25 protein-coding genes and 2 tRNA genes are annotated in these 26,284 nt (G+C 70.8%); 13 read left to right on the top strand and 14 right to left on the bottom strand.

Features of this window, described 5'->3' with window-relative positions; translation table 11 throughout:
• Nucleotides 1-420: 420 nt before the first annotated feature.
• Both NNW99_RS23920 and NNW99_RS23915 read right to left on the bottom strand, forming a co-directional pair.
• On the bottom strand, nt 421-1,152 hold the full coding sequence (locus NNW99_RS23920) for an aspartate/glutamate racemase family protein (protein ID WP_215121171.1): 732 nt from the start codon (nt 1,150-1,152) through the stop codon (nt 421-423).
• Entirely contained in the window at nt 1,149-1,964 is an 816-nt protein-coding gene (locus NNW99_RS23915; RefSeq protein ID WP_215121170.1) for an aspartate/glutamate racemase family protein, read from the bottom strand. Before NNW99_RS23915 ends, NNW99_RS23920 begins: the two co-directional genes overlap by 4 nt.
• A 196-nt stretch (nt 1,965-2,160) precedes the next feature.
• Here NNW99_RS23915 and NNW99_RS23910 point away from each other — a divergent pair, with 196 nt between their 5' ends.
• The gene (locus tag NNW99_RS23910; protein ID WP_215121169.1) at nt 2,161-3,108 is read left to right on the top strand and encodes a D-2-hydroxyacid dehydrogenase; all 948 of its coding nucleotides are present in this window, start codon (nt 2,161-2,163) and stop codon (nt 3,106-3,108) included.
• Between the two features lie 17 nt (nt 3,109-3,125).
• On the top strand, nt 3,126-4,535 hold the full coding sequence (locus tag NNW99_RS23905) for an amidase (protein WP_215121168.1): 1,410 nt from the start codon (nt 3,126-3,128) through the stop codon (nt 4,533-4,535).
• On the opposite strand, the gene NNW99_RS23900 is transcribed toward NNW99_RS23905, so the two are convergent.
• Nucleotides 4,516-5,010, bottom strand: a complete 495-nt coding sequence (locus NNW99_RS23900) for a DUF3830 family protein (RefSeq protein WP_215121167.1) — start codon at nt 5,008-5,010, stop codon at nt 4,516-4,518. The two genes, NNW99_RS23905 and NNW99_RS23900, sit on opposite strands and share 20 nt — an antisense overlap.
• 107 nt (nt 5,011-5,117) lie before the next feature.
• On the opposite strand from NNW99_RS23900, the gene ehuB reads away from it, so the two are divergent.
• From ehuB to NNW99_RS23870, 6 genes are all read left to right on the top strand, one after another.
• Nucleotides 5,118-6,059 (top strand): ectoine/hydroxyectoine ABC transporter substrate-binding protein EhuB, encoded by a 942-nt coding sequence (ehuB, locus tag NNW99_RS23895; RefSeq protein ID WP_370869157.1) that lies wholly within the window; start codon nt 5,118-5,120, stop codon nt 6,057-6,059.
• Complete coding sequence (ehuC, locus tag NNW99_RS23890) at nt 6,056-6,757, top strand: ectoine/hydroxyectoine ABC transporter permease subunit EhuC (protein ID WP_215121166.1); 702 nt, start codon at nt 6,056-6,058, stop codon at nt 6,755-6,757. Before ehuB ends, ehuC begins: the two co-directional genes overlap by 4 nt.
• Nucleotides 6,754-7,404, top strand: coding sequence for an ectoine/hydroxyectoine ABC transporter permease subunit EhuD (gene ehuD, locus NNW99_RS23885; protein ID WP_215121165.1), 651 nt, complete (start codon nt 6,754-6,756; stop codon nt 7,402-7,404). Before ehuC ends, ehuD begins: the two co-directional genes overlap by 4 nt.
• Nucleotides 7,394-8,191: an ectoine/hydroxyectoine ABC transporter ATP-binding protein EhuA gene (gene ehuA / locus NNW99_RS23880; RefSeq protein WP_215121164.1), complete on the top strand. Its 798-nt coding sequence runs from the start codon at nt 7,394-7,396 to the stop codon at nt 8,189-8,191. Before ehuD ends, ehuA begins: the two co-directional genes overlap by 11 nt.
• Nucleotides 8,192-8,386: 195 nt before the next feature.
• Entirely contained in the window at nt 8,387-9,145 is a 759-nt protein-coding gene (locus NNW99_RS23875) for an IclR family transcriptional regulator (RefSeq protein WP_215121163.1), read from the top strand.
• 106 nt (nt 9,146-9,251) lie between these two features.
• Nucleotides 9,252-9,325, top strand: a tRNA-Lys gene (locus NNW99_RS23870).
• On the opposite strand, the gene NNW99_RS23865 is transcribed toward NNW99_RS23870, so the two are convergent.
• The 5 genes from NNW99_RS23865 to NNW99_RS23845 all read right to left on the bottom strand — a co-directional run bounded on the left by NNW99_RS23865 (nt 9,291) and on the right by NNW99_RS23845 (nt 14,821).
• Nucleotides 9,291-10,955 (bottom strand): long-chain-fatty-acid--CoA ligase, encoded by a 1,665-nt coding sequence (locus NNW99_RS23865; RefSeq protein ID WP_215121162.1) that lies wholly within the window; start codon nt 10,953-10,955, stop codon nt 9,291-9,293. The genes NNW99_RS23870 and NNW99_RS23865 overlap by 35 nt on opposite strands.
• A 40-nt stretch (nt 10,956-10,995) precedes the next feature.
• Nucleotides 10,996-11,460 carry a DUF3592 domain-containing protein gene (locus NNW99_RS23860; protein WP_215121161.1) on the bottom strand — a complete coding sequence of 155 codons (465 nt, stop codon included), beginning with the start codon at nt 11,458-11,460 and terminating at the stop codon, nt 10,996-10,998.
• Between the two features lie 115 nt (nt 11,461-11,575).
• Entirely contained in the window at nt 11,576-12,181 is a 606-nt protein-coding gene (locus NNW99_RS23855; RefSeq protein WP_215121160.1) for a lytic polysaccharide monooxygenase, read from the bottom strand.
• 101 nt (nt 12,182-12,282) lie between these two features.
• Nucleotides 12,283-13,404 (bottom strand): SPFH domain-containing protein, encoded by a 1,122-nt coding sequence (locus tag NNW99_RS23850; protein ID WP_215121159.1) that lies wholly within the window; start codon nt 13,402-13,404, stop codon nt 12,283-12,285.
• A gap of 70 nt (nt 13,405-13,474) precedes the next feature.
• Entirely contained in the window at nt 13,475-14,821 is a 1,347-nt protein-coding gene (locus NNW99_RS23845; protein WP_215121158.1) for a peptidoglycan-binding protein, read from the bottom strand.
• 202 nt (nt 14,822-15,023) lie between these two features.
• Here NNW99_RS23845 and NNW99_RS23840 point away from each other — a divergent pair.
• The 4 genes from NNW99_RS23840 (at nt 15,024) to NNW99_RS23825 (ending at nt 20,351) form a co-directional block, all read left to right on the top strand.
• Nucleotides 15,024-15,097 (top strand) — tRNA-Lys (locus tag NNW99_RS23840).
• A gap of 278 nt (nt 15,098-15,375) precedes the next feature.
• The gene (locus NNW99_RS23835) at nt 15,376-16,089 is read left to right on the top strand and encodes a FadR/GntR family transcriptional regulator (RefSeq protein WP_215121157.1); all 714 of its coding nucleotides are present in this window, start codon (nt 15,376-15,378) and stop codon (nt 16,087-16,089) included.
• Nucleotides 16,090-16,413: 324 nt separating this feature from the next.
• Nucleotides 16,414-18,414: a glycosyltransferase family 2 protein gene (locus tag NNW99_RS23830; RefSeq protein WP_215121156.1), complete on the top strand. Its 2,001-nt coding sequence runs from the start codon at nt 16,414-16,416 to the stop codon at nt 18,412-18,414.
• Nucleotides 18,411-20,351, top strand: a complete 1,941-nt coding sequence (locus NNW99_RS23825) for a kelch motif-containing protein (RefSeq protein ID WP_215121155.1) — start codon at nt 18,411-18,413, stop codon at nt 20,349-20,351. The genes NNW99_RS23830 and NNW99_RS23825 overlap by 4 nt, the downstream gene beginning before the upstream one ends.
• A gap of 74 nt (nt 20,352-20,425) precedes the next feature.
• Here the strand turns inward: NNW99_RS23825 and NNW99_RS23820 are convergent, their stop codons facing one another.
• The 6 genes from NNW99_RS23820 to NNW99_RS23795 all read right to left on the bottom strand — a co-directional run bounded on the left by NNW99_RS23820 (nt 20,426) and on the right by NNW99_RS23795 (nt 25,345).
• Complete coding sequence (locus tag NNW99_RS23820; RefSeq protein ID WP_215121154.1) at nt 20,426-21,463, bottom strand: glycoside hydrolase family 6 protein; 1,038 nt, start codon at nt 21,461-21,463, stop codon at nt 20,426-20,428.
• A gap of 149 nt (nt 21,464-21,612) precedes the next feature.
• A complete protein-coding gene (locus NNW99_RS23815) occupies nt 21,613-22,296 on the bottom strand; it encodes a class F sortase (protein WP_215121153.1) in 684 nt (227 codons plus the stop codon).
• A 6-nt stretch (nt 22,297-22,302) separates the two neighbouring features.
• Entirely contained in the window at nt 22,303-22,989 is a 687-nt protein-coding gene (locus NNW99_RS23810; protein WP_215121152.1) for a hypothetical protein, read from the bottom strand.
• A gap of 141 nt (nt 22,990-23,130) precedes the next feature.
• Complete coding sequence (locus NNW99_RS23805) at nt 23,131-23,910, bottom strand: HAD-IIA family hydrolase (protein ID WP_193478283.1); 780 nt, start codon at nt 23,908-23,910, stop codon at nt 23,131-23,133.
• 290 nt (nt 23,911-24,200) lie between these two features.
• Nucleotides 24,201-25,007, bottom strand: coding sequence for a hypothetical protein (locus NNW99_RS23800; protein WP_215121151.1), 807 nt, complete (start codon nt 25,005-25,007; stop codon nt 24,201-24,203).
• A 119-nt stretch (nt 25,008-25,126) separates the two neighbouring features.
• On the bottom strand, nt 25,127-25,345 hold the full coding sequence (locus NNW99_RS23795) for a hypothetical protein (protein WP_215121150.1): 219 nt from the start codon (nt 25,343-25,345) through the stop codon (nt 25,127-25,129).
• A 125-nt stretch (nt 25,346-25,470) separates the two neighbouring features.
• Here NNW99_RS23795 and NNW99_RS23790 point away from each other — a divergent pair, with 125 nt between their 5' ends.
• Entirely contained in the window at nt 25,471-26,274 is an 804-nt protein-coding gene (locus NNW99_RS23790; RefSeq protein ID WP_251057918.1) for a TetR/AcrR family transcriptional regulator, read from the top strand.
• Nucleotides 26,275-26,284 lie beyond the last annotated feature (10 nt).

Raw genomic sequence — 26,284 nt, 5'->3', positions numbered from 1 at the left:
CGGTTATTCCCCCGGTGGGCGCGGGCGCAGAGCGGTGTGTCCGATTCCGGCCCTCATGGAAGGTACGCGGGAGGGCATCGTTCTCGGATGAGAAGAAACGGGCCCGGCTTGCGCGACCGTTGGCATGGCGCGATCGGGGCGGGCGTCTTCGGATGCGTGCTGGCGGGGCCGCAGCAAGTGTTCACCCACGGTATCGGCCGGGACCTCGCGCTGGCCGTGCTGGTCGGCGCCGCCACGGGGGGAGCTTTCGGCTTCACGTTCCCCTACGCGCTGCGCCGTCGCCGGATTCAACGCCCCGTTCCACCACCGCCGCCGTATCCTCCGCCCCCACCACCCGAACAACGGACCTGACCCGGCCGGGCGGCGATCGCCACCGCCGCCCCGGCAACAGCCCGAGGCGGCGGGGACGGCACCCGTCGATCACGCCTGGATGATCGGCTCCCTCGTGAACAGCGCGCCCAGTTCCGGGGCGTTCACGCGGCGGTCGGCCAGGCGGAGGCACTCCCAGACCGTGACCTGGTTGGCGGTGAGGATCGGCTTGCCGAGTTCCTTCTCCAGGGCCTGGATGTGCGCGGCCGTGTGCAGGGCCGTGTCCGGGAGCAGGAGGGCCTCGGCGTCGGGGTGGTCGGAGTTCCGAGCCAGGGCGAGGAGTTCGGCCTCGCCCCAGGTGCCGACCTCGGCGGCCGTGATGATGCCGGAGCTGTTGACCGACACGACCTCGACGCCGTCCGAGCGGAGGAACCCCGCGAAGAGCTGGGCGACGTCGTCCGGGTACGTCGCGCCGATCGCGACCCGCCGCGCCCCCAGCTCCTTCACCGCGTGCGCGAAGGCGAAGGACGTCGAGGAGGCGGGCATGCCGGCCGTCTGCGCCAGGGAACGGACCTGCTCCTGCGCGCCGTCCCAGCCGTAGACGAAGCTGCCGCTCGTGCAGGCCCACACGACGGCCTCGGCGCCCGCGTGCCGCAGCTCCTGGACGCCCGCCGCCAGCCGGCCCGCGGAGCCCATCTCCAGCAGCGCGTCGACCCGGTGCGCGTCCTCACCGATATCGGTGTGCACCAGGTCCACCCGGATGTCGCTGCCCAGCAACTGCTCGATGCGCGGATAGTCGTCCTCGGCCGAGTGGCCCGGGTAGAGAAATCCCAGTGCTGTCATGTCCAGCCTTCCTGCTGCTGCTCTTCTTCCGGCACTACAGGTCCGGGGTCCACCCCCGGCGATCCGAGACCGGCGCGCGCCTCCGGGTTGATCAGCGCTTGATACGGTCCCACCGCACGGGTACCCAGTCGGCGCAGCGCAGCCCACATCGTCACTTGGTTGGCCGAGATCACCGGGATCCGCAGCTCGGCCTCCAGCTGCGGGATGACGTCGTAGGTGGGCAGGTTGGTACAGCTGATGAACAGGGCGTCGGCGTCGCCGCGCACGGCCTCCCGCGCCATGTCCACCACCTCCCGGTAGGGGACCTTCCAGATGTGCCGGGTCAGGCCCATGAAGGCACACCCGGAGATCGTGACGCCGGCCTGGGCGACGTAGGCCTCCAGCGACTGCGTCACCGACACCGTGTACGGCGTCACCAGCGCCACCTTCCTGACGTCCAGCTCCACCAGGGCCTCCAGCAGCCCGCCCGAGGTGGTGATCGCCGGTACGGCACCGGCCCGGCTCATCGCCTCGCACATCGCGCGCTCGCCCATGACGCCGCCGACGAAGCTGCCCGACGTACAGGCGTAGGCGATGACCTCGGGGGCGACCGCGTTGATGGTGCGGACCGCCTCGCTCAGCGTCTCGTGCTCGCTGACCAGGCGGGCCAGATCGAGGCTCACCTCGACCGGCACGAACGGTGTTCGTGTCATATGGAGGGAGACCTCGTCCGGCACCCAGCGCCACAGCTCGCGGTCGAGTGCGAAGTCGAAGGGAGCGACAACGCCGACCCCCCGCTGCGGGCTGGGCCCGCCGAGAAATGAGACGTCCATGCAGGCACCGGCCTCACGCTGGGCAACTAGTGTGCAACGGATCGTGGGAACGCCCGTGTTGACGACGGTAGGTTCGAGTGCGAGCGTGGTCAATCCGCCTGGATCACTCGTTGGTCAACACCCGGTTAACTCGTGGTCACCGGCCGGCGCCCGAAACCCGGCCGACCCCGCCGCACGGCTGGAGAAACGGCTGCTCATGCCCACTCCCACCCTCCTCGTCCTGGACGCCGAACCCCTTCCTCGCCTCGGCCGCCTCACCGGACGCGCCCGGATCGAACACACCGACGCGGCGGGGCTCGCCGCGCTTCTGCCGCGCGCGGACGCGTTGCTGGTGTGGGACTTCACCTCGCGCGCCGTGCGGGACGCCTGGCCGGGCGAGGGGCCGCGGCCACGCTGGGTGCATACGGCGAGCGCCGGCGTGGACCATCTGATGTGTCCGGAACTCGCCGCCTCCGACACGGTGGTGACGAACGCGCGCGGGATCTTCGACCAGCCGATCGCCGAGTACGTCGCCGCGCTCGTCCTGGCGATGGCGAAGGATCTTCCGCGCACGCTGGAGCTGCAGCGGGAGCGGACCTGGCGGCACCGCGAGTCGCACAAGGTCGCAGGCGGCAAGGCCGTCGTGGTGGGCTCCGGGCCGATCGGCCGGGCGATCGAGCGCATGCTGAAGGCGCTGGGCCTCACGACCGCGCTCGTGGGCCGCGCCCCCCGCAGCGGCGTGCACGGCCCGGAGGACCTGGACCGGCTGCTGGCGCGCGCCGACTGGGTGATCGCGGCGGCGCCGCTCACCGAGCAGACGCACGGCATGTTCGACGCCCGCCGCTTCGGCGTGATGCAGCCCTCCGCCCGGTTCATCAACATCGGCCGGGGCCAGCTGGTCGTCGAGGACGCCCTCGCCGACGCCCTCACCAAGCACGGGATCGCGGGCGCCGCACTGGACGTCTTCGAGGCCGAACCCCTGACCCCCGAGAGCCCTTTGTGGCAGCTCCCGGGCCTGATCGTGTCCCCGCACATGAGCGGCGACATCATCGGCTGGCGCGACGAACTCGGCGCCCAGTTCGTGGATCTTTACGAACTCTGGGCGAGCGGGGAGCCACTGAAGAACGTGGTCGACAAGCAGCGTGGGTACGTACCTGGTCACTGACATTCCTTGGAGGGTGGATGACCGAGCTCACCGACCTGACCGCCGTACGGCTCCTCGACGGGTACCGCAAGGGCGAGTGGAGTCCCGTGGAGGCGACGCGGGCGGCTCTGGAGCGGGCCGAGGCGATTCAGCCGGAGGTGAATGCCTTCGTCCGGCTGACGGGCGAGGACGCGCTGGCCCGGGCCCGGGAGTCGGAGGAGCGATGGCGGCGCGGGGAGCCGCGGGGGCTGCTGGACGGGGTGCCCGTCACGGTGAAGGACATCCTGCTGCAGCGCGGCGCGCCGACCCTGCGCGGGTCGAAGGCCGTGGATCCGGCGGGGCGCTGGGACGAGGACGCCCCGTCCGTGGCCCGGCTGCGGGAGCACGGGGCGGTCTTCATCGGCAAGACGACGACGCCCGAGTTCGGCTGGAAGGGCGTGACGGACTCGCCGCTGAACGGCGTGACGCGCAATCCGTACGACCCCTCGCGCACCGCCGGCGGATCGAGCGGCGGCAGCGCGGCGGCCGTGGCGCTCGGCGCGGGACCGCTGTCGCTGGGCACGGACGGCGGCGGCAGTGTCCGGATCCCGGCGTCGTTCTGCGGGATCTTCGCGCTGAAGCCGACGTACGGGCGGGTGCCGCTGTATCCGGCGAGCGCGTTCGGGACGCTGGCGCACGTCGGGCCGATGACCCGGGACGCGGCGGACTCGGCGCTGCTGATGGATGTGATCGGCCACCCGGACTCGCGTGACTGGTCCGCGCTCGCCCCGCCGCCGGGTGCGTACACGGAGGGCCTGGCGGGCGGGGTGCGCGGGCTGCGTGTGGCCTACTCGCCGTCGCTGGGCGGGCAGGTGGCGGTGCGCCCGGAGGTCGCGACGGCGGTGCGGCGGGCGGTGGAGCGGCTGGCGGAGCTCGGCGCGTACGTCACGGAGACCGACCCGGACCTCACCGACCCGGTGGAGGCCTTCCACACCCTGTGGTTCAGCGGGGCGGCCCGGGTGACCGAGCACCTCGGCCCGCATCAGCGGGAATTGCTGGACCCGGGTCTCAGGGAGATCTGCGACCAGGGGGCCCGCTACTCGGCGCTGGACTATCTGGCCGCGGTGGACGTCCGGATGGATCTGGGCCGCCGGATGGGCCGCTTCCACGACACCTACGACCTGCTGCTCACCCCGACCCTGCCGATCACGGCGTTCGAGGCGGGCCCCGAGGTGCCGAAGGGATCGGGCCACCGGCGCTGGACGGGCTGGACACCGTTCACGTACCCGTTCAACATGACGCAGCAGCCCGCGGCGAGCGTGCCGGTCGGCGCCGACGGGGACGGTCTGCCGATCGGTCTGCAGCTCGTGGCCGCCCGGCACCGGGACGATCTGGTGCTGCGGGCGGCCCACGCGCTGTACGAGGCCGGCGTGGCGTCCGCCGGCCGGGTCAGGCCCTCCGGAAGCTGAGGGTCTCCCCCGCCGCTCCCGACCTCCACAGGTCGTTGCACGCCTCGGCCATGTTCTCCAGGCCGTCGACGACCTGGCCCCAGACGATGCCGGGGACCCAGCCGACATCGCCGTTCAGCAGCAGGTTGTTGCGCTCGTAGAACAGGGCCAGGTCGACGAGCGTGGTCCCGGCGCGGACCTCGCGGTCGTAGCCGTAGGACTTGGTGCCCAGCTCCGCCCCGGCGAAGGTGAAATAACACAGATCGCCGGGGATGGGAGTGATGGTCGGGTTCTCCAGGGGTGGTTCGGTTTCGGCGAATGGCGGGAAAAGGGCGTAGATCTCATTGCGTGCGTACTTCGCGTGGTAGACGTCCCCGGCCAGCGGAAGGGAATCCCAGACGGCCGCGCAGGTGATCGGCGCGCGGTCGTCCAGCAGCTTGGCCGTGCAGGTCACGTCACGCTTGACCAGCGAGAGTTCGATGTAGCGATCAGCCATGCCCTCCATGGGAGTGCCCCTCGGGCCCGCGGTCAAGGGTGCATCGCCGAAGAGCGGGGCTTGAAAAGATCGGCATAACTCCGGTGCGGTCGGGTAGCCGCGCGCCCATGGCTCCACCACAGAGAAGCCCCCTCAGAATTCCGGACCCCATAACCCGGACCGTGTCCGGGGCCGTGTCCGGTCCCACACGCCGATCGCTGCTCGCGGGGGTGGCGGCGCTCGGCGCGCTGGGTGCCGCCGGATGCAGCCGGGTCGCCACCGCCTCGGACGTCGAGGGCGGTGACCTCCTCGAACGGCTTCGGGCGGCGGGCGTCGTCCGCCTCGGCATCGCCGGCGAGATCCCGTTCGGGTTCATCGACAAGAACGGCGAGCTGACCGGTGAGGCACCGGAGCTGGCCAAGGTGATCTTCAAGCGTCTCGGCGTCGACCGGGTGCAGCCCGTGCCGACCGAGTTCGGCTCGCTCATCCCGGGCCTGAACTCCCAGCAGTTCGACGTCGTCGCGGCCGGGATGTACGTCAACCCCGAGCGCTGCGAGCAGGTCATCTTCTCCGACCCGGACTACCAGATGCTCGACGCGTTCATCGTGCGCAAGGGCAACCCGAAGGGGCTGCACAGCTACAAGGACGTCGTCGCGAAGAAGGCGAAGTTCGCCACCGGGACCGGCTACGCCGAGATCCAGTACGCCGTCGAGGCGGGGTACAAGGAGAGCGACATCCTCATCGTCCCGGACCAGGTCGCGGGCCTGAACGCGGTCGAGGCGGGACGCGTGGACGTGTTCGCCGGTACGGCGCTCACCGCCCGCGAGGTGGTGAAGAAGTCCGCCAAGGCGGAGTCGACCAAGCCCTTCACGCCGATCGTGGGCGGCAAGCCGCACGTGGACGGGGGCGCCTTCGCGTTCCGGCCGACCGAGACGAATCTGCGGGACGCCTTCAACGTGGAGCTGCGCAAGCTCAAGAAGAGCGGGGAGCTGTTCCGCATCCTGCGGCCCTTCGGTTTCACGAAGGCCGAGATGACGGATCTGACCGCGAAGGAGCTGTGCGGCGGATGACCTCGGGACTCTGGGAACTCGTACTCAAGGGCGTGTGGACCACCGTCCAGCTGCTCGTCTGCAGCGCTCTGCTGGGCGCGGCCGTCTCCTTCGTGGTCGGCGTCGCGCGCAGCCACCGGCTGCGGATCGTCCGCTTCCTCGCGGGCTTCTACACCGAGGTGTTCCGCGGCACCTCCGCCCTGGTCATGATCTTCTGGGTGTTCTTCGTGCTGCCGGTCGCCTTCGGCTGGCAGCTCGTACCCCTGTGGGCGGGCACGCTCGCGCTCGGGCTGACCTACGGCGCGTACGGCGCGGAGATCGTGCGCGGCGCGCTGGGCTCGGTCGACCCGGCGCAGCAGGAGGGCGGCATCGCGCTCAGCTTCACGCCCTGGCAGCGGCTGCGGCTGATCCTGCTGCCGCAGGCGGTGCCGGAGATGATCCCGCCGTTCTCGAATCTGCTGATCGAGCTGCTCAAGGGCACCGCGCTGGTGTCGATCACGGGCATGGGCGATCTGACGTTCAGCGCGAACCTGGTGCGCCTGGCGCTGCAGGAGAGCGCGGAGATCTACACGTACATCCTGCTGATCTACTTCGTGATCGCCTTCCTGCTCACCCGGGTCATGCGCGGACTGGAGAAGAAGCTCAAGACCGGGGTCGGGAAGAAGCCCGACGGCAAGACCCGGGCGCCTGAGCCGGCCGTGGTGGAGGGGGTCCGATGAACTGGGACTGGAGCGCGGTCTCCGACTTCATGCCGGACTTCTGGGAGGGCCTGCTGGTCACCCTGCAGATCCTGCTGTTCGGCTCGCTGATCTCCTTCGCGCTGGGCCTGGCGTGGGCGCTGCTGATGCGGGTGCCCTCGCGCTGGGTGACCTGGCCGGTCGGGGCGGTCACGGAGTTCGTCCGCAACACCCCGCTGCTGGTGCAGCTGTTCTTCCTCTTCTACGTGCTGCCGGAGTGGGGCCTGACCTTCTCGGCGCTGACCACCGGTGTCTTCGCGATCGGGCTGCACTACTCGACGTACACGATGCAGGTCTACCGGGCCGGTATCGAGGCCGTGCCGGTCGGCCAGTGGGAGGCGGCGACGGCGCTGAACCTGCCGCTGCGACGGACGTGGACCGCGGTGATCCTGCCGCAGGCGGTGCGCCGGGTCGTCCCCGCGCTCGGCAACTACGTCATCGCGATGCTCAAGGACACGCCGATGCTGATGGCGATCACCGTCCTGGAGATGCTCGGCCACGCGCGCCTGTTCTCTCAGGAGCACTTCCAGTTCACCGAGCCCCTCACGGTCATCGGCGTGGCCTTCATCGTCATTTCCTACCTGGCCTCCCTTGCCCTGCGAGCCCTGGAGCGACGCCTTGCCCACTGACACTCTCCCCACCCCCGGGACCGATCCCGAGAAGAACCCCGCCAAGAGCACCGGCGAGCTGATCCGGCTGGAACAGGTCACCAAGCGGTTCGGCCAGAACACCGTCCTGGACCACCTGGACTTCTCCGTCGACGCCGGCAAGCACGTCACCCTGATCGGGCCGTCCGGCTCCGGCAAGACGACGATCCTGCGGCTGCTGATGACCCTGCTCAAGCCCGACGAGGGCACGATCACGGTCGACGGGCAGAAGCTGTTCCCCGCCTCCGACAAGGAGGTGCGCGAGGTCCGCAAGAAGATCGGGATGGTGTTCCAGCAGTTCAACCTGTTCCCGAACATGACCGTGCTGCGCAACCTCACCGAGGCGCCGGTCACCGTCCTCGGCATGTCGAAGGACGAGGCGGTGGAGCGGGCCAAGGGCCTGCTGGACATGGTGGGCCTGTCCGACAAGTGCGACGCCCACCCCGCCCAGCTCTCCGGCGGCCAGCAGCAGCGCGTGGCGATCGCCCGGGCGCTGGCGATGCAGCCCCAGGTGCTGCTGCTGGACGAGGTGACCTCGGCGCTCGACCCGGAGCTGGTCGCGGGCGTGCTGGACCTGCTGCGGGACATCGCCCGCAGCACGGACATCACCATGCTCTGTGTGACCCACGAGATGAATTTCGCCCGGGACATCTCCGATCAGGTACTGATGTTCGACTCGGGCCGGGTCATCGAGTCGGGCCCGCCGGAGAAGATCTTCAGCGACCCGGAGCTGGACCGCACGAGGGAGTTCCTCAGCGCAGTCCTCTGACTACGGCCCGTAAGCAGGGCCGACACCGGGCCCTCGGATCGGGGCATGCTCCTGGCATATGCCAGCGGGTCGATGCCCCGGCCCGGGGGCCCGGAATCTTGTCAACCCCCGCTCTCCACAACCCCTTTGCCGGTTATCGTGGAGATGATTCGCTGTCCGGATTACGGCCAACAGCAAGCGCAGGGGGAGACCACCGTGGCGCTGAGGAACGAGCCGACCACCCCGTACCACTCGGCCCAGGAAGCCCTGCGCGTCCTGGAGACGGTGGCGCGAAACAGCTCCGGCGTCACCGACACCGAACTCGCCCGGCGCACCGGCATCGGACCGGAGCGGCTCACCGCCCTGCTGCGCATGCTGCGCCGCGAGGGCTACGTCGAGCAGATCGCGGACGGCGCGTACGTCACCGGCGAGACACTGGCCCGCCTCGGCTCCGCCCGCCATCGCGAGCAGACCCTGCGCGACAAGCTCCAGCACACCCTCGACCGGCTGCGCGACTCGGTCGGCGCCGCCGTCTACATGAGCCGCTACGTCGACGGCGAGATCAGCGTCACCCAGTACGCCGACAGCCCGGCCACGCCCAAGGTCAACGAGTGGGTCGACTTCCGCTCCTCGGCCCACGCCACCGCGATAGGCAAGAGCCTGCTGACCCAGCTCGACCACGCCGGCCGCCGCGACCACCTCTCCCGGCACAAGATGGCCCGCCTCACCTCGCGCACCATCACCAGCGACCGCCTGCTGCTCTCCCGGCTGGAGGCCCAGCCCGCCACCGTGCCCGTCCTGGACCTCCAGGAGTACGCGGTCGGCACGGTCTGCGCGGCCGTCCCCATCACAGCCGGCTCCTCCGTCGGCTGCCTGGCCCTGTCCCTCCCGGTCGAGCACGCCCACCGCCTCCGCCAGGCCGCCGACGCCCTCAACCGCAACGCGGCCCCGGTCCTGCTCTCCATGGCGATCTAGCCCGCCGCCGGGTGGTCGCCAGGTGGTCGGAAGCACCCCCGGAGACCGGGTAGTATTTTCCCGTCGCCCACCGCGGAACACGATTCCGCAGGTCGGCGTGAGTCATGCGCCGCTAGCTCAGTTGGTTAGAGCAGCTGACTCTTAATCAGCGGGTCCGGGGTTCGAGTCCCTGGCGGCGCACCGGTGAAGGGCCTCTCGTGGGAGCGAGAGGCCCTTCGGCGTGTTCGAGGTCCGCCCCGGTCAGCCTGCGGTACGTGGCCTTCCCCGGCGGTCGCCACCACACCGGGTCGGCGCACCGGAAGCCCTCCCCGCGCAACGCAGCCCGGTGGATCTTGTTCGTGGCCGTGACCGGCATGCGGTCGGTCACCCGGACGAACCGGGGGGCCATCTTCGTCCCCAGGTCCGGCTGGGCGAGCAGGAACTCCGCGAAGGACAGCGGGTCGAAGGCGCCCGCGATCGTCGCCATCACCTGGTCGCCGGTCACCGGGTCCGGCACCGCGTAGACACAGACCGCCGCCGCCCCCTCGTAGCGGGCGAGGATGTTCTCGATCATCGCGGCGGCCAGGTTCTCGCCGTCGACACGGAGGCGGTCGTCGGTGCGGCCGGCGAAGTGGAGGTAGCCGTCGGTGTCGCGGCAGAAGAGGTCGCCCGTCCAGTACCAGCCGTCCCTGCGGCGCTCCGCCTCGGCCGCCGGGTTGCGCCAGTAGCCCTCGAAGGGGCTGGGGCCCTGGTTGACCAGTTCGCCGATCGCCTCGTCCCCGTTGAGCAGCCGGCCCGCCGTGTCGAAGCGGGCCGGCGGGCACTCCCGGCCGGTCTCCGGGTGCAGGACCACCAGCCCGGGCGTCGCCCGACCGACCGCTCCGACCGGTGTGCCCGGCGACCACTGCACGGCCGCCCCGCCCTCCGACGAGCCGTACCCCTCGACCAGCCGCACCCCGAACCGCCGCTCGAACGCCGCCGCGTCCACCGCGCCCGCCTCCGTGCCGAAGCCCAGACGCAGGGGGTTGTCGCGGTCCCCGGGGTGCGGCTCGGTGGCCAGAACGTACTGGATCGCCCGGCCGACATAGGTGAAGTACGTCGCCCCGTAGCGGCGCACGTCCGGCAGGAAGCGGGACGCCGAGAAGCGGTGGCGCAGTGCCACGGCCGCCCCGGTGACCAGCGCCGGTGCCCAGTCGGCGATCACCGCGTTGCCGTGGAACAGCGGCATGCAGACGTAGTGGACGTCGTCCGGGCCCAGGGAGAACTGGCCGGCCAGGGAGCGTCCGGCGGCGGCCAGGCGGCCCTGGGAGCAGAGGGCCGCCTTGGGCGCGCCGGTCGAGCCGGAGGTGAAGTAGAGCAGGAAGCGGTCGGACGGGGCCGCGCGGGACGGGTCCGGCCGGGCGTCGGCGTAGCGGGCCAGGAGACCGGCGTAGTCGGCGGTGTCCGTCACCAGCAGGCGCACCCCGGGCAGGTCCAGGCCCCGGAGCAACGGCAGACGGGCCCGCTCGGTGACCAGGACGCGGCACTCGGTGTGCAGGATGTCGCGGGCCAGTTCGGCGCCGCGCCGGGTGGGATTGACCCCGGCGACGGCCGCCCCGGCCAGGGCCGCTGCGCACAGCCAGAGCGGGAACTCGGGGGTGTTGTCGAGCAGCACCCCGAGGTGGGGTTCGGCGCCGGTGGGCAGAAGGTCGGACAGCAGCGCGGCCCGGGCGGCGGCGCCCGCCGCCACCTCGTGGTGGGTCAGCACCCCGTCCTCGTAGCGCAGCCCGGGCCGGTGGTCGCCCCACCGGTCGGCCACGAGTTCCGCCACCGTGCTCGCCCTGGAGTCCATGGGCGCGCACGGTAGTTGACGTATCGTCAGATGTGGAGCGCTACGGCTGCGGGAAGTCGCCCACGGCGGAGAACATCGCGTACGTCACCGCCATGAAGCCGAGGGCGAAGAGGATGAACGTGCCGAGGAAGGCGAGCAGGCATCCCGTGCCCGCCATGAGCTTCCCAGGCGCCGGAGGCCTGGCCGTGGCGTGCTCCGGGCGGTCTGCCGGGTAGTGCACGGTGACGATGTCGCCCTCGAGGGTCGTCCCCGGCCCGCCCCGTTCCTCGAACCGGACGCCGCGGCCGTCGCGCGCGGTGAACTCGTAGACGTGGTGCAGAGTCGTACGTACCGAGCTGTCGCCGCCACCGCTCGTCGTGGTGTACGTCCGCAGACAGCGCGCCTCGGCGGTCAGGCCGCTGTTCCAGGCGCGGCTGACCCGGACGGAGCGGCGGATCACCACGGCCACGGCGCAGGAAGCGACCGCGATCATGAGCGTGGGCACGGCGTAGAACAGGACTTCCATGAGCTCCCCCCGAGGCCCTGCGCGGCCATCGATCGGCCGGCGTGGGAGAAACCTACCCACGCCGGCCGAGGCGGTGACTCAAGAGAACCTCAGAGGTTCAGACCGTTCGGACGGCTCAGAACGTGACGTCCGAGCAGGCGTAGAACGCGTTGGCCGTGTCGGCGATCGTCCATACGGCGACGATGACATGACGGCCGCTCAGCCCGGACGGCAGCCTGCCGCTGTGGGAGAGCGTCTGCGGTGGCCGCTGGCCGTTGTACGGGACCGTGAAGAACGGCGTGAGGTTGAGGTCGGACCGGGCCAGGTTGTGGTTCTGGTTCCAGCCCGGCTTGGTGACGTAGTACCGGAAGTCGGTCGTGGCGTGCATGGCCGTGAACTGCCAGCGGAACGTGTAGCTCTGGCCGCCCGTCACCCTCGTGGCGGGCCAGGCGCCGCCGGACGGGGTGCGCGGTGCGCTGAGCTGGCCGAAGTGGCCGAGCCCGGCGTTGCAGATCTGCCCGTCGGCCGGGCCGGACGCCGGGAAGCCCTTCGGGCCCTCGACGCTCTGCGGCTCCCACTGGATGGATCCGCAGTTGGTCACGGTGCCGTTCTGGCAGAGCTTCTGCCTGCTGATGGGGAGGTCGGTGTAGCCGTGGCCGCTGGCGCCGCCGGAGGAGAGTACGAGGGCTCCGGTCGTGGCCAGTCCCACCGCGGCTGCGGACAACTTGGTCCTTGTGCGCATGCTGCCGCTCCTGGAGAACGTGGGGGATGTTCAGTGAGCCGTGCAGGTAGGTCTAGACCAAGTCTGAATGTAGGGACGTTAGTTGAACATGTCCATACCAATCACGGGGCCGTTTCCCCGCGCCCCGCGCAGAAGGCCACCGTCAGGTCCTTCACCAGCACCTTCCGCTCGCGGTCGTCGAGTTCGACCAGCCCCCGCATGGTCAGCCGGGTCACCGTGTCCTCCACCGAGTCCACGACCGAGGTGAGCACACTCGCCCGGTGCTGGGCGTCCAGCGCCGCGATCCGGCGGCGGTGCAGCGCGGCGGCGACCTCGGGGTCGTACTCCGCCCTGAGCGGCTGCACCGAGAACACCTCAAGACCGACCGGGGCCGCCTCCGCCGTCACCAGCCGGGTCAGCACCTCGGCCGCCGCCTCCCCGGCTCCCTTCGAGCCGCCCGGCATCGCCACCGGCACCCGGGCCAGCGCCGCCTCGACACACGCGCGCAAGTACGCCTCGTGGTCCTCGACGCCCAGCGTGGCCCGCGCGGTGTCCCGCACCCGCCACACCACCAGGACCACCACCCGCAGCGCGACCCCGTGCGCGTCGGTCGCGGGCACCGGCTCGCTGCGCCAGTGCCGCAGCCGTACGTCCACCCGGCGGCGCAGCAGCAGCGGGTTGACCCACAGCAGGCCGGAGCGCCGGACGGTCCCCCGGTAGCGGCCGAACAGATCCAGCACCCAGGCCCGCCCGGTCCTCCCCCGGGCCAGCCCGCCGAACCCGAACAGCGCGAGCGCCCCGGCTCCCGCGTACGCCGCCCACTGCGCGGGACCGAGCCCGGCCCCGGCGTGGGCGGGCAGCCGCAGCGCCTCCACCGCGAGCGGCGGCAGCACCCCGGCCCACCAGGAGGTGGCCACGCATCCGGCCGCCCCGCACGCCCCGGCCAGGACGCCCGCCGCACCGGGCAGCACCCGCGCGGTCCGCTCCACCAGGTCGGGATCGGCCTCCGGCACCGGACGCGGGGCCAGGGCGGCCGGGCGCCCGAGACGCGGCTGCTCCCCCGTGCCCTGGCGACGGCCGACGACCGCCGACCTCAGCGGCATCGGCGCCGGGCCGGGTTCGTCACGGAACAGCAGATGGACGGGGATCTCGGTGGTCGACTCGTTCTGGATGAGCCGGGCGGTCCTGGCCGGCCCCTCGGCCGGTCCGTCGGGCTCGGACGTGTGGGACGTGGTCGTGGTCATGCGTGCCTCCAGCCTCCGCGCCAGATGCGTCACAACGGGTGGGCCCCCCGTGCCGTGAGTGCCAGGAGTGCTACGAGAACAGCCGCCGCCAGGTTTCCGGCCCCGGGAAGCCGTCCGCCGCTCCGCCCCGCCAGCCCTGGGTGCGCTGGAAGGCCTCGACGGCGCGCCGGTCCGACTCACCCCAGCGCGGCCCCGGCCGCTCCGGGTAGAACCTGCCGAACCCCTTCCGCACGAGCTGCCTGCCCAGTTGGGTGACGTACGGGTTGCTCGCCCCGGGCCGGAACATCGCCCGCCCCGGGTAGCCGGGGACACCGTGGGAGGAGGGCGGCGGCCCGGCCTCCGCAGCAGTGACGTCCTTGCCCTTGCCCGTGACCAGCAGCTCCCAGGTGCGCGGGCCGGGCAGCCCGTCGGCGTCCGCGCCCTTGAAGCCCTGCGCCCGCTGGAAGACCCGGGTCGCCCGCCGGTGGTCGTCCGTCCAACGCGGTCCTGGCTCCGCGGGGAACGAGGCTCCGGCCCCGCGCGCGACGAGCATGCGGCCGAGCTGGGTGACGTACTTGTTGTTCGCGCCGGGGCCGAAATACGTCGCTCCCGGGTAGGGCGTGGCGGCCGGTGCGCCCGGCAGCCCCCGGTCCTTCGCCGGGCCCGGCTCCTCCTGCCGGTCCTCGGCCGGGGCGGGCTCCTCCTGCGCGGTGACGCCCTTGTAGCGGTAGGGGACGTACCGGTCGGAGTCGCTCGTGTAGGCGTACGGGGTGGTCTGCCGGCGGGTGTGCGGGCGGGCCTGCTCGTAGGCCGTGTAGGAGGTGTGCTTGGTGTTCGTCCAGCCGCCGAAAATGACGACGTGCGAGCCGCTCTCCGGGTTGGCCGGATTGTGGAACAGCAGAATGTCGCCCGGCTGGAGTTCCTCCTTGGAAATCCGTTCACCGAATTGGGCGAGGCTGCCCGTCCATTCGTTTCCGGGCAGCTTCCAGGCCATGGAGACATAGCCCGAGCAGTCCTGCCGGTAACCGTCGGACCAGTACGCGTTCATGTTGTACGGCACTTTGGCGGCGACCCAGGTCCTGGCCCGCTCCATGATCTCCGTACGGCTGATGGCGGCGGCCGGGGCGGCGTCGGAGGGCTTGCCCTGCCGGCCGTCCGAGCCGTGCAGCGGTGCCGTGTCGCCCTGGGGGGTCTCGGGCTCGTCATCTGCGAAGACACCCGATCGGTGGGGTGCCTGCGGGGCGGCGGCGGCCGGTACGGCGTGGCCCGCTCCGAGGGTGGCGGCGGCCACGGCGGCCAGGGCGAGAGCCCGGTGCGCGGCCGGATGGGTGGTGGTACGGCCGGCCGGGGAACGCGGCAGGACACGGCGCCAGTGGACGCAGCCGGGGCAGTCGCAGTCGCCCCCGGGGTCGAATTCCTCGAATACCGGCGACTTCATGCGATTCCCCTCACAGTTCCGGCGGAAAATGACGGTGCCCGGTGCGGCCCCGGACGCGCGCCGTCAGTTTCTCAACTGTCTTCCGCACGCGCATGCTGACGGTCCGAATGATGTAACCGACCGCCCTCGCGGGGGCCGCCCGGGGCCCGCCCCGGTGGTCCGGAGCACCTCCGGACGTCCTGTAGAGTTACGCCGTCAGCGCGCGCCGCTAGCTCAGTTGGTTAGAGCAGCTGACTCTTAATCAGCGGGTCCGGGGTTCGAGTCCCTGGCGGCGCACGATGCCGGTGGCGGCTTGGGTTCGCAGAAAGCGCGAACCCAAGCCGCCACCGTCTTTTTCTGCGCGGCTTCGCCGCGCGCCGTGGGGGCTCCGCCACCCACACCCCCTTCCCTCGGCATCGCAGCGGGCCGGAAAAGGGAAGCCCAGCCGGGCGCAGTCGCACCGACCGGAAAGCCCCTCGCGGAAGCGGGGGGCTTTCTTGTGTCTCCCCCGGGTCCTCATCGCCCACCTGGCCGGAACCCGGTGCACCGCTCGATTGGCCGGATACCCTCTCGCCATGGCAGCGCGTGACCTACAAGAGCGGATCAAAAAGCTCATCCTCGACCGCCGGCTGGCCTCCGGGGCCCCGCTGCCGACCGAGCCGGAGCTGATGGAGCACCTCGGCGCGAGCCGGAACTCGGTGCGTGAGGCGCTGAAGGCGCTCCAGGCGATGGGGATCGTCGAGATCCGGCACGGGTTCGGGACGTACGTCGGCCCGATGTCGCTCGCGCCGATGATCGAGGGCCTCGCCTTCCGCACGGTCGCCGGGCACTACCGGGGCGAGGACTCCCTGCTCCAGCTGCTCGAACTGCGCGAGGCGGTGGAGACGGGGCTCGCCTCCCGGCTCTCGGGGCGGATACCGGATGCGGACCTCATTGAACTGGACGCGCTCGTCGACCGTATGGAAGAGGAGGCCGCGCGCGGAGCCGGCCTCGCCGAGACCGACCGGGCCTTCCACGCCACCCTCTACCGAGGGCTGGACAACGCGCTGCTGTGCGAGGTCCTGGAGGCGTTCTGGGACGCCTTCCACCGTGTCCGTACGGACCTCGGGGGCGAGCCGCAGGATCCGAAGGTCACCTGCCGGCAGCACCGGGAGATCCTCGACGCGGTCCGGTCCGGTGACTCGATGAGGGCGGAGGAGGCCATAAGAGAGCACTTCGGCAATATCCGCGCCCGTCTGTCCACAACGGCTCCACAGAGTCCCCACACGCGTCACAATGAACGCGTATGACCGGTAAACACCGCGTTTCGCATCTTGCGATCATGATGAACGCCGTAGAACCCTGGTTATCTGGTTTTTCAAGATGCTGCGGATTCGCGGCAGTTGGGGGGCAGAAGAACCGGTTGCCGACAGAGCGGGAGTAGGGGCCCCGTTCATGGAGCGATGCCGAGGGGGGCATCATGCAACCGGAAGGTCGCGTTGCCGTGTCTATAGGGTGTGGATGACGTGGTGACAGCGATCCACCACTGGTACGTCTGTGAAGGTCGAGGGGGACCTTCATTGACGGAAGGAAAGCGACGAAACACGCGGAGTCCGCGTGTGGGGGGATGACTCATGACGTCGAGGCCCACGGGTGCCCGGCAGGACCACGACCCGTCCCAGACCACTCAGCTCAGGGTGCCGGGGCACCGGATGAGCACGACGGGGACATTCCGGCGGATCAAGAAGAATCTGCCGAGATACGACTACGAGCACTACAGCCGGCTCGCGGGTCCCCTCACCCAGCCTGATCCGAACAAGCCGTACAAGGTGCAGTACCGCTCGCTCATCTCGCAGGAGCCGCACCGCATCAGGGTCGCCCTGATGCTGGCCGCCGCCCCGGTACTGTCCCTGGTCCTGCTGTTCTGGCTGCTGCAGCCCGAGCACTGGACCGAGCGCGACTACCCGGCCTTCGACTGGCTGCCCGCGCTCGACATGGTCATGCTCGTCTCGATCGGCCTGATCGAGTTCTTCCGCTGCATGAACGTGCTGTCGAACGCGCACGCCACGCTGGTCGCCCGCGACCCGATCCCCGTGGTGCCCGAGAGCGGCACCCGCGTGGCCTTCCTCACCTCCTTCGTGCCCGGCAAGGAACCGCTGGACATGGTGACGAAGACCCTCGAGGCCGCCGTGAAGATCCGCCACCGGGGCCTGATGCACGTCTGGCTGCTCGACGAGGGCGACGACCCCGATGTGAAGGCCGTCTGCCAGCGCCTGGGCGTACACCACTTCTCCCGCAAGGGCGTCGCGAAGTGGAACCAGCCCAAGGGCGCGCACCGCGCCAAGACCAAGCACGGCAACTACAACGCCTGGCTCGAGGCGCACGGCGACGACTACGACTTCTTCGCCTCGGTCGACACCGACCACGTGCCGCTGCCCAACTACCTGGAGCGGATGCTCGGCTTCTTCCGCGACCCGGACGTCGGCTTCGTCATCGGCCCGCAGGTCTACGGCAACTACGACAACCCCATCACCAAGGCCGCCGAGTCGCAGCAGTTCCTCTTCCACGCGCTGATCCAGCGCGCGGGCAACCGCTACGGCTCCCCCATGTTCGTCGGCACGTCCAACGCCGTGCGCATCAAGGCGCTCAAGCAGATCGGCGGTCTGTACGACTCGATCACCGAGGACATGGCGACCGGCTTCGAGATGCACCGCCACAAGAACCCGGCGACGGGCCGCAAGTGGCGCTCGGTGTACACGCCGGACGTGCTCGCCGTCGGTGAGGGCCCGAGCGCCTGGACGGACTTCTTCACCCAGCAGATGCGCTGGTCGCGAGGGACGTACGAGACGATCATCGGGCAGTACTGGAAGGGCTGGTACTCGCTGCCGCCGAGCAAGCTCTTCAACTACACGATGATGATCATCTTCTACCCGATGTCGGCCATGAACTGGATCCTGGCGGCGCTGAGCTGCTGCCTGTTCCTGGGCCTGGGCGCCTCGGGTGTGAACATCGACCCCACGATCTGGCTGATGCTCTACGGCAACGCCTCCGCCCTGCAGATCGGCCTGTACGTCTGGAACCGCCGGCACAACGTCTCGCCGCACGAGCCGGAGGGCTCCGGCGGTGTGGCCGGCATGGTGATGTCCGCGCTGTCGGCGCCGCTGTACGCGAAGGCGCTCATCGACTCCATGCTGCGGCGCAAGAGCAAGTTCGTGGTCACGCCCAAGGGCGACTCCGCGAGCCCCGACCGCTGGTTCGGGACGTTCCGCTACCACTGGTACTTCGTCGCGATCTTCGGTGGGTCGATCGCCGCCGGCTTCACCTTCGGCCACGCCCACCCCGCGATGATCATCTGGGCGACGTTCGCGCTGCTGATCACCGCCTCGCCGGTCTTCGCCTGGCGCTGGCAGCTGAAGCAGGACGCCAAGAAGCCCGCCCCACCCGCCGCGGAAGAGCCGCAGGACTCCGCGGGGCCGCACCGGACGCAGCCGCTGCCGATTCCGCAGCAGCCCGCCGCCCACGCCCCGCACCACAAGCCCAGTTGGGCCGCCGGTCCCGGCGGCCACAGGGAGGTCGGGGGATCCGACCAGACCATGCAGATCGCCCTTGGTGGACTTGGGGGACGTAAGGAATGAACGACCGTGCAGGCCGCCGCCGGGCCCGTCGACTCGCGATCGGCACGGCGGTGGTACTCGCGCTGGCCGGGATGAACGGGCCGTGGCTCTACCGCTTCGGCAGCGAGAAATACCACCAGTACACAATCAACAAGCCGGAGTACAAGGCCGCCAACGGCAAGTGGGAGATCATCGATTTCCCCGAGAAATACCGGCAGAACACCATCCACGCGGCGCTGCTGCGCACCGGCAAGGTGCTGCTCGTCGCGGGGTCGGGCAACAACCAGGACAACTTCGACGCGAAGAGGTTCGACACCCGGATCTGGGACCCGGTCAAGGGCACCATCAAGAAGGTCCCCACGCCCGCGGACCTGTTCTGCACCGGCCACACCCAGCTCGCCAACGGCAATCTCCTGATCGCCGGCGGCACCAAGCGGTACGAGAAGCTCAAGGGTGACGTCACCAAGGCCGGCGGCCTGATGATCGTCCACAACGAGAACCCGGACGAGCCGATCACCCTGCCCGCGGGCACCAAGTTCACGGGCAAGGCGAACGGCAAGACCTTCGTCTCGAAGGACCCGGTGCTGGTGCCGCGCGCGAAGAAGGTGTTCGACAAGGCGACCGGCAAGTTCCTGCGCAACGACCCGGGGCTCGGCCGTATCTACGTCGAGGCGCAAAAGCGCGGGCAGAAGTACGAGACGGGCACGCAGGACAACTACAAGGTCCACGGCCTGAGCGGCGCCGACGCCAAGAACACCTACGGCATCGCGCAGAAGCTCGCCCTCGACAAGAAGGACTTCCAGGGCATCCGGGACGCCTTCGAGTTCGATCCCGTCGCCGAGAAGTACATCAAGGTCGACCCGATGAAGGAGGCCCGCTGGTACCCGACGCTCACCACCCTGAGCGACGGGAAGATCCTCAGCGTCTCCGGCCTCGACGACATCGGGCAGCTCGTCCCGGGCAAGAACGAGGTCTTCGACCCGAAGACCAAGAAGTGGACCTACACGGACACGGTCCGGCAGTTCCCGACCTACCCGGCGCTGTTCCTCATGCAGAACGGCAAGGTCTTCTACTCGGGTTCCAACGCGGGCTACGGACCGGACAACGTGGGCCGTAAGCCGGGCGTCTGGGACGTGGAGACCAACAAGTTCGCGAAGATCCCCGGGCTCAGCGACCCCAAGCTCATGGAGACGTCCGGCACGGTGCTGCTGCCGCCCGCGCAGGACGAGCGGTACATGGTGGTCGGCGGCGGCGGCGTCGGCGAGTCCGAGGAGTCCAGCGAGAAGACCCGGATCGTCGACCTCAAGAAGGCGGACCCGCGCTTCGAGGACGGCCCGTCCCTGGAGAAGGGCACCCGCTACCCGAACGCCTCGATCCTGCCCGACGACAATGTGCTGATCTCCGGCGGCTCGGAGGACTACCGGGGGCGCGGCGACTCCAACATCTTCCAGGCGCACCTCTACGACACGGAGAAGAACGACCTCAAGCGGGTCGCCGACCCGCTGGTGGGCCGCAACTACCACTCCGGGTCGATCCTGCTGCCCGACGGCCGCCTGATGTTCTTCGGCTCGGACTCGCTGTACGGCGACAAGGCCAACACCAAGCCGGGCAAGTTCGAGCAGCGCATCGAGATCTACACGCCGCCGTACCTCTACGGCGACGGGGAGCGGCCCTCGCTGTCCGGCGGGCCGCAGACCATCGAGCGCGGCGGGACGGGGACGTTCACCTCGTCGAGCGCGTCCTCGGTCAAGAAGGTCCGGCTGATCCGGCCGAGCGCCGCCACGCACGTCACGGACGTCGACCAGCGGTCGATCGCCCTGGACTACAAGGCGTCCGGCGACAAGCTGACGGTGACCGTCCCGAAGAACCGGAACCTGGTCCAGTCGGGCTGGTACATGCTGTTCGTGACGGACGCCAAGGGGACGCCGAGCAAGGCTCAGTGGGTCAAGGTGCCGTAGCTCTTCACGCTCGTCACGTCCGAAAGGGGCGCTCTCCAGTGCGGAGAGCGCCCCTTTCGTCTGTCCGGGTCGGCCTAGGAGCTGGCCTTGCTCAGCTTCAGGGCGTAGTCCGACCACCACTGGCCCGCCTTGGGGCCGCCCTTGCACTCGCCGTCCGACTCGCCGGGGCGCTTGACCCACAGATAGGCGTCGACCAGCGGGTCGGCCGTCTTCGTCGTGGGTGTCTCGCCCAGCGCGCGGCCCGGCGGGTTGCACCAGCGCTCGTCCGGGTTGCCCTGGGTGTAGGGGCCCTTGCCGTTGCGGCTGGTGTCGATGACGAAGTGCTTGTTCCCGACCTTGGCGGAGAGCTGCTTGCCGTAGGCGATGGACTTGTCGGTGGCGTAGAAGTTGGAGACGTTGACGGAGAAGCCGTCGGCCTGGTCGATGCCGGCCCGGTTCAGGGGCTCGAAGATCTGGTCGGGGTGCCCCCAGCCGGCGTTGCCCGCGTCCAGGTAGACCTTCGTGTTCTTCAGCGCCTTCAGCTTGGCGACGGCGCCCTTGAGGAGGTCGAAGCGCTCCTCGTGGAACTGCTGCGGGGTGCAGCCGTCGACGACGTGCAGCAGGGCGTCCGGTTCCAGGATGACCGTGGCCGACCGGTCGCCGATGCCCGCCGCCACGCCGTCGAGCCACTCGCGGTAGGCGTTGCCGTCGGCGGCGCCGCCCTGGGAGTACTGGCCGCAGTCGCGGTGCGGGATGTTGTAGAGCACGAGCAGGGCCGTACGGCCGGCCTTGTCGGCGGCCTCGGTGAAGCCCCGGGTCTGTTCCTCGGGGTTGTCCGGGCCGACCCACTCGGCGACGGGCTGCTCGGCGATCTTGCGGATCTGCTCGGCCTCCCCCTTCTTGCCGGACTTCTCCAGCGCGGCGACCTGCTGGGCCGCGGTGCCGTCCGGGTTGACCCAGAAGGGGGCCTTTTCCTTGGGCTGTTGGGTGATCCCGGCGCCCGCGTCCGCGCCGCCGTCCGATTCGTCTCCTCCGTCGGAGGAGGAACACCCCGTGATCAGCAGTGCCGCCCCCAGCACCACTGCGGACATCCGCCTCCCGGCGGTCGTCCCGGCCCCCCTGCTGCCGTACATCCAACTCCCCCTTGGGCGCACCGTTCCAAGTCTCAATCCTGACATACGTCCCGCGACACCCAGGCCTCCGGCCTCGGTCCCGCCCGGCCGTGGCTCCCGTGACCTCCAGCGCGGCGGGTCGCCGGCCGGGTCAGGTGGGCCTTTCCCACTCACAGTCCCGTACCGGTGAGGTACGCCGACACCACCACGTTCGCCGTATAGCTTCCGGTCGTACGGTCGAAGCTGCCGCCGCAGGTGACCAGCCGCAGTTCGGCCCGGCCCGAGCGGCGGGGACCGTAGGCCTGGTGGGCGTCGAAGCGGTCGCGGGTGAGGACCTGGACGGACTCGACGGTGAACTCGGCGACCTTGGTGTCGGCCCGGATCACCCGGATGGTCTGGCCCGGCCGCAGGGCACTGACCTTGTAGAAGACGGCGGGCCGGGTCTCGCTGTCGACATGACCGACCATCAGCGCCGTCCCCGGCGCCCCGGGCGCCACCCCGCCCGCGTACCAGCCGACCACGCCCGGCTGGTCGTACGGCGGCGGATCGAGCGCCCCGCGCCGGTCCAGGCCGCGCGCCACGACCGGTGCCTGGACGCCGATGCCGGGGATGTCGACGCGCTGCGGCAGGGCGTCGCCCAGCGGGCGGTGCGCGGGGGGCAGTTTCACGTCCGGGGGGCGTCCGGCCGCTGCCATGTCGCCCGTGGTGGGCGCGGAGATGCCGTGCCGTACGTCGGTCACCTCACGGCCCCAGAGCCAGAGCCCGAGCAGCAGCACCACCCAGGCGACACCGGCGAGCAGACGGCCGGTGCCGGAGGGGCGTCGGCGCACCCGCTCCAGGTCGAGTTCGGACACGGCCGGTCAGTCCGTTCCGCGCTTCCGGCGGACACTGCCCAGCGCGACGGCCACGGCGGCCACTCCCGCGAGGACCAGGCCGGTCACGGTCTGCACGGTGCCGGGCCCGGCACCGCGGTCCTCGGCGGCGAGGTGGGCGGCGCCGCCACCGCCGGCTGCGACGGGGGCGATGGGGGAGGCGTGCGCGCTGGGCCGTTCGGAGTGGGATGACCGGCCTTCGTCCACGGGTGGTTCGGGCTCGGGCGATGGGCCGCCGCCCTCGGGCAGGGGCTGCCGTCCGCCCGTCCCCGGGGCGGGTGGCTGCCCGGCGGCTCCGGTCGCGCCCCCGGTCTCGCCCCTGGACGCGGGCGGGCCCACACTTTCCCTCTCCCGGACGGTGAACGTGCGGGTCCGTTCGGCGCCCCCGCAGGTGATCTTCACGGTGTACGTCCCCGCCTTGAGCGTGGAGGGGACGCGGCTCTCGCCGATGAGTTCACCGCCGGTGACGGTGAGCGGGGCGTTCGCGACGAACGCCGCCGAGGCGGCGACGGCCGTCCGCGCGGCGCAGCCGGTCACCCGGAGCGCGACGTCGCTGCCGGGTGCGGGGGTCGCCGGGGTCACCGAGACGCCTCCCGCGTCCGCCGCGAACGCCGCCGGGGTGAAGGCGGCCGCGACCAGCACGCTCGTACAGAGAGTGGACCTCAGGGAACCCATCGTGAACCTCCAGATGCCTGGAGCCTCCCCCGCACGAAGGGTCGCCGCATCCTCCGGGACGCGGCGACTGCTCCGAACGGGTGGCGACGGGTTTGGGCGCGCCGCGCTTGTGGGCCGGCCGCCCTTTGTGGGCCGGACCGGCTAGACCCGGTCGACGAGGTCCGCGATCGAGTCCAGGACCTGCGAGGGCCGGTACGGGAAGTCCTCGACCTGGTCGGGCCGGGTCAGGCCGGTGAGCACCAGGAACGTCTGCATCCCGGCCTCCATGCCGGCCAGCACATCGGTGTCCATGCGGTCGCCGATCATCGCGCTGGACTCGGAGTGCGCCCCGATGGCGTTCAGCCCGGTCCGCATCATCAGGGGGTTCGGCTTGCCCGCGAAGTACGGCTTCTTGCCGGTCGCCTGGGTGATCAGCGCCGCCACCGCGCCGGTCGCGGGCAGCGGGCCCTCGGTGGAGGGGCCGGTCTCGTCGGGGTTGGTGCAGATGAAGCGGGCGCCGCCGAGGATCAGCCGCACGGCCTTGGTCATGGCCTCGAAGGAGTACGTGCGGGTCTCGCCGAGGACGACGTAGTCCGGCTCGTGGTCGGTCAGGATGTAGCCGATGTCGTGCAGCGCGGTGGTGAGCCCCGCCTCGCCGATGACGTACGCCGATCCGCCCGGCCGCTGGTCGTCCAGGAACTGGGCGGTGGCCAGGGCCGAGGTCCAGATGCTCTCGATCGGCACGTCCAGGCCCATGCGGCGCAGCCGGGCGTGCAGGTCGCGCGGGGTGTACATCGAGTTGTTGGTGAGGACTAGGAAGGGCTTCCCGGACTCACGCAGCTTCTTCAGGAAGGCGTCGGCGCCGGGGATCGGCACGCCCTCGTGGATGAGCACACCGTCCATGTCGGTGAGCCACGACTCGATGGGCTTGCGGTCTGCCATGTGCGGGATCTCCTGCCGTACGCGTCCGGTCCAGCGTGCGTGGGGGCTGCCTGGCGGATTCCCGTCGTCCGCCCGGAGGGCGGGCCGCGCGGCGTCCGGTGCGTGCGATCGCAAGGCGCCGGAGCGCCCTCGTGGCGGAGCCACGTGGGCGGTTCGGCAACGCGGCGAGCGTGCGTGCCGGGCGCCGCGCGGCAGGCGGGAATCCGCCAGGCAGCCCCCAGCCTAAACAGTGGCGGGATCATGCGGAACGGGCCGGTCACGGCGTCCCGAGGGGCGGGACGGTGGTCGCCTCAGCGGCGGCGGCGCGCGAGGAGCAGCATCCCGCCCCCGGCGAGCATCAGCGCCGCGGCGGCCGCGGCGACGCGGACGCCGATTCCGGTGCGGGCGAGTTCCTCGGCGAACGGGAAGCGGTCCTCGCGGGGCGGGACGGAGGAGTCCGGCCGCGGCTCGGTCTCCGGCTGGGAGTCGGTGCCGTCGTCGGCCTCCGGGTCGCCGCCGTCGATCTCCCCGTCGCCGCCGTCGATCTGGGCATCGCCGTCGATGCCGAACCGGTAGTCGTTGGACTGCCCGACCCAGTCGCCGTCGTCGTCGTGCCGCTGCACGACGGCGGCGTTGGCCGTGACGTCGTTGGCCACGGCGTCCGAGGTGACCGCGAGCCGCACCGTCACGGTGACGGTCTTCCCCGGCCCGACGGTGAACCCGGCGAACCGGTCCTCGTCGTCGGCCAGCGCCCCGACGAGCTCGTCCTCACCGGTCTTCTCGAACCGCACGCTGTGGGACCGCGTCCCCTCGAAGAACTCCAGCCGGGGCTGCGACGGCTCCAGGGCCCGTTTGTCGTCCACGAGCACGACGACGGGGTGGATCCCGGTGCAGGTCCGGTCGGTCGTGTTGGTCAGGTCGAGATACCAGGTCCCGTACCCGCCCCCGGCCACGTACGAGTCCGGCCCGCCGTGGACCCGGGTGGTGAGCGGGAAGGTGTGGTCGTCGGGCGCGGCACAGGCGGGCGCCGGATCGTCCGCGTACGCCGGCTGGGCACCGGGGAGCAGGACGGCGGCTGCCGCCGCCAGGCAGAGGTGAGCGGGCGTGCAGAGTCGCATGGAGATGTGACATTGCCGAAACCGGGCGATGGCGAGCGACACGGCCCGGAAAGCCCCCCGGACGGCGGCGCGAATCCGCCCGGTCGGCGGACAGTCGCCCCCAGGTCGCCGCCTCTGCCCTAGCGGCGCCCCAGGGCCTTCGCGCGCGAGTGGGCCCAGCCGGTCAGGAGGACACCGGTGGCGGTGAGAACCGCGTAGGCGAGCAGCAGCGGCAGGAATCCACCGGGGAGCCCGTCCAGCGGCCCCCGCTCGCCCTCGTCGACGAGGAGCCGGACGAGCGCCTGGGCGCACACCACCAGCAGCACCATGCCGAGAACCTGAAGGACGTCGTACTTCATGGCCTTTCCTTTCACGGGGGGCGACAAGACGTTACGAACGTATCAACGGTTGAAGGTGAATTGACCGTCTCCAGCCCAGGACTCTTCCTTTACCTCACACTTTCTCGGCGCGCTATCGTGGAGGGGTGCGTGACGAAAAACGACGGGCGTGCGCGGTGTGCGGCGGGCCCATGGCCCGTCCGAGCCGGGGCCGCCCGCCGGTCTACTGCTCCCGGAGCTGCCAGGCACGGGCCTACCGCCGACGCAGGCAGCCGCTGCCCGAGCCGGGCACGCCGCCCGTGTCCCGGCCCACGGAGGTCCGGGCGCGGCAGCGGCGCCGGATCGCCGAGGCGGTGTGGCGTATCGCGGCCGGGCAGGGGCTGGACGCGGCGAGCATGCGCGGGATCGCGGCGGAGGCGAGGGTGTCGCTGCGGGTCGTGCAGTACCACTTCGACTCCAAGCAGGCCCTGCTGGTCGACGCGCTGCGGCTGCTGCACGAGGAGAACGAGCGGCTGGCCCAGGGGCGTATCCGCTACGACATGACGGAGCCGCGCGCGCTGCTGCGGGCCGTACTGGACGAGTTCCTGCCGCTGGACGAGCAACGCGCCTTCGCGCTGCGGGTGTTCACGGCGTACTACGCACGGAGCCTGACGGATCCCGAACTCGCGACGGTGTTCCTGGCCGCCGAGCAGCCGCTGGAACGGCTCGTCGCCGACATCATCGGGGTGGGCGAGGCAGCGGGGCTCACGACACCGGGCATCGACCGGACGTACGAGGCCGACCTGCTGGTGTCGGGGGCCGTCGGGCTGGGCCTGGACGTCCTGCACGAACGCCGTTCCCTCGCGGATGTGCGGACGGTGCTGGACTACCACCTGGCCCGGATCTTCCCCGCGGAGGCGGCCTCACCCGGATCCGGCCGACGCCGGTCAGCCGCCGAACCCCGGCACTGACCGACCCGCC

This window comes from Streptomyces sp. CRCS-T-1, from assembly GCF_024442335.1.
GTDB lineage: Bacteria > Actinomycetota > Actinomycetes > Streptomycetales > Streptomycetaceae > Streptomyces > Streptomyces koelreuteriae.
This window is presented reverse-complemented; position numbering and strand designations above follow the sequence as displayed.

Bases quoted from the DNA above. Each gene is read 5' to 3' on its own strand.
- NNW99_RS23850 (WP_215121159.1), bottom strand. From the start codon at position 13,404: ATGACCACGACCACGTCCCACACGTCCGAGCCCGACGGACCGGCCGAG.
- ehuC (WP_215121166.1), top strand. From the start codon at position 6,056: ATGACCTCGGGACTCTGGGAACTCGTACTCAAGGGCGTGTGGACCACC.
- NNW99_RS23820 (WP_215121154.1), bottom strand. From the start codon at position 21,463: ATGTACGGCAGCAGGGGGGCCGGGACGACCGCCGGGAGGCGGATGTCC.
- NNW99_RS23900 (WP_215121167.1), bottom strand. From the start codon at position 5,010: ATGGCTGATCGCTACATCGAACTCTCGCTGGTCAAGCGTGACGTGACC.
- NNW99_RS23795 (WP_215121150.1), bottom strand. From the start codon at position 25,345: ATGAAGTACGACGTCCTTCAGGTTCTCGGCATGGTGCTGCTGGTGGTG.
- NNW99_RS23855 (WP_215121160.1), bottom strand. From the start codon at position 12,181: ATGCGCACAAGGACCAAGTTGTCCGCAGCCGCGGTGGGACTGGCCACG.
- NNW99_RS23905 (WP_215121168.1), top strand. From the start codon at position 3,126: ATGACCGAGCTCACCGACCTGACCGCCGTACGGCTCCTCGACGGGTAC.
- NNW99_RS23805 (WP_193478283.1), bottom strand. From the start codon at position 23,910: ATGGCAGACCGCAAGCCCATCGAGTCGTGGCTCACCGACATGGACGGT.
- NNW99_RS23845 (WP_215121158.1), bottom strand. From the start codon at position 14,821: ATGAAGTCGCCGGTATTCGAGGAATTCGACCCCGGGGGCGACTGCGAC.
- ehuB (WP_370869157.1), top strand. From the start codon at position 5,118: ATGGCTCCACCACAGAGAAGCCCCCTCAGAATTCCGGACCCCATAACC.
- NNW99_RS23865 (WP_215121162.1), bottom strand. From the start codon at position 10,955: ATGGACTCCAGGGCGAGCACGGTGGCGGAACTCGTGGCCGACCGGTGG.
- NNW99_RS23825 (WP_215121155.1), top strand. From the start codon at position 18,411: ATGAACGACCGTGCAGGCCGCCGCCGGGCCCGTCGACTCGCGATCGGC.
- NNW99_RS23800 (WP_215121151.1), bottom strand. From the start codon at position 25,007: ATGCGACTCTGCACGCCCGCTCACCTCTGCCTGGCGGCGGCAGCCGCC.
- NNW99_RS23920 (WP_215121171.1), bottom strand. From the start codon at position 1,152: ATGACAGCACTGGGATTTCTCTACCCGGGCCACTCGGCCGAGGACGAC.
- NNW99_RS23835 (WP_215121157.1), top strand. From the start codon at position 15,376: ATGGCAGCGCGTGACCTACAAGAGCGGATCAAAAAGCTCATCCTCGAC.
- NNW99_RS23810 (WP_215121152.1), bottom strand. From the start codon at position 22,989: ATGGGTTCCCTGAGGTCCACTCTCTGTACGAGCGTGCTGGTCGCGGCC.
- NNW99_RS23860 (WP_215121161.1), bottom strand. From the start codon at position 11,460: ATGGAAGTCCTGTTCTACGCCGTGCCCACGCTCATGATCGCGGTCGCT.
- NNW99_RS23915 (WP_215121170.1), bottom strand. From the start codon at position 1,964: ATGGACGTCTCATTTCTCGGCGGGCCCAGCCCGCAGCGGGGGGTCGGC.
- NNW99_RS23910 (WP_215121169.1), top strand. From the start codon at position 2,161: ATGCCCACTCCCACCCTCCTCGTCCTGGACGCCGAACCCCTTCCTCGC.
- NNW99_RS23830 (WP_215121156.1), top strand. From the start codon at position 16,414: ATGACGTCGAGGCCCACGGGTGCCCGGCAGGACCACGACCCGTCCCAG.
- ehuD (WP_215121165.1), top strand. From the start codon at position 6,754: ATGAACTGGGACTGGAGCGCGGTCTCCGACTTCATGCCGGACTTCTGG.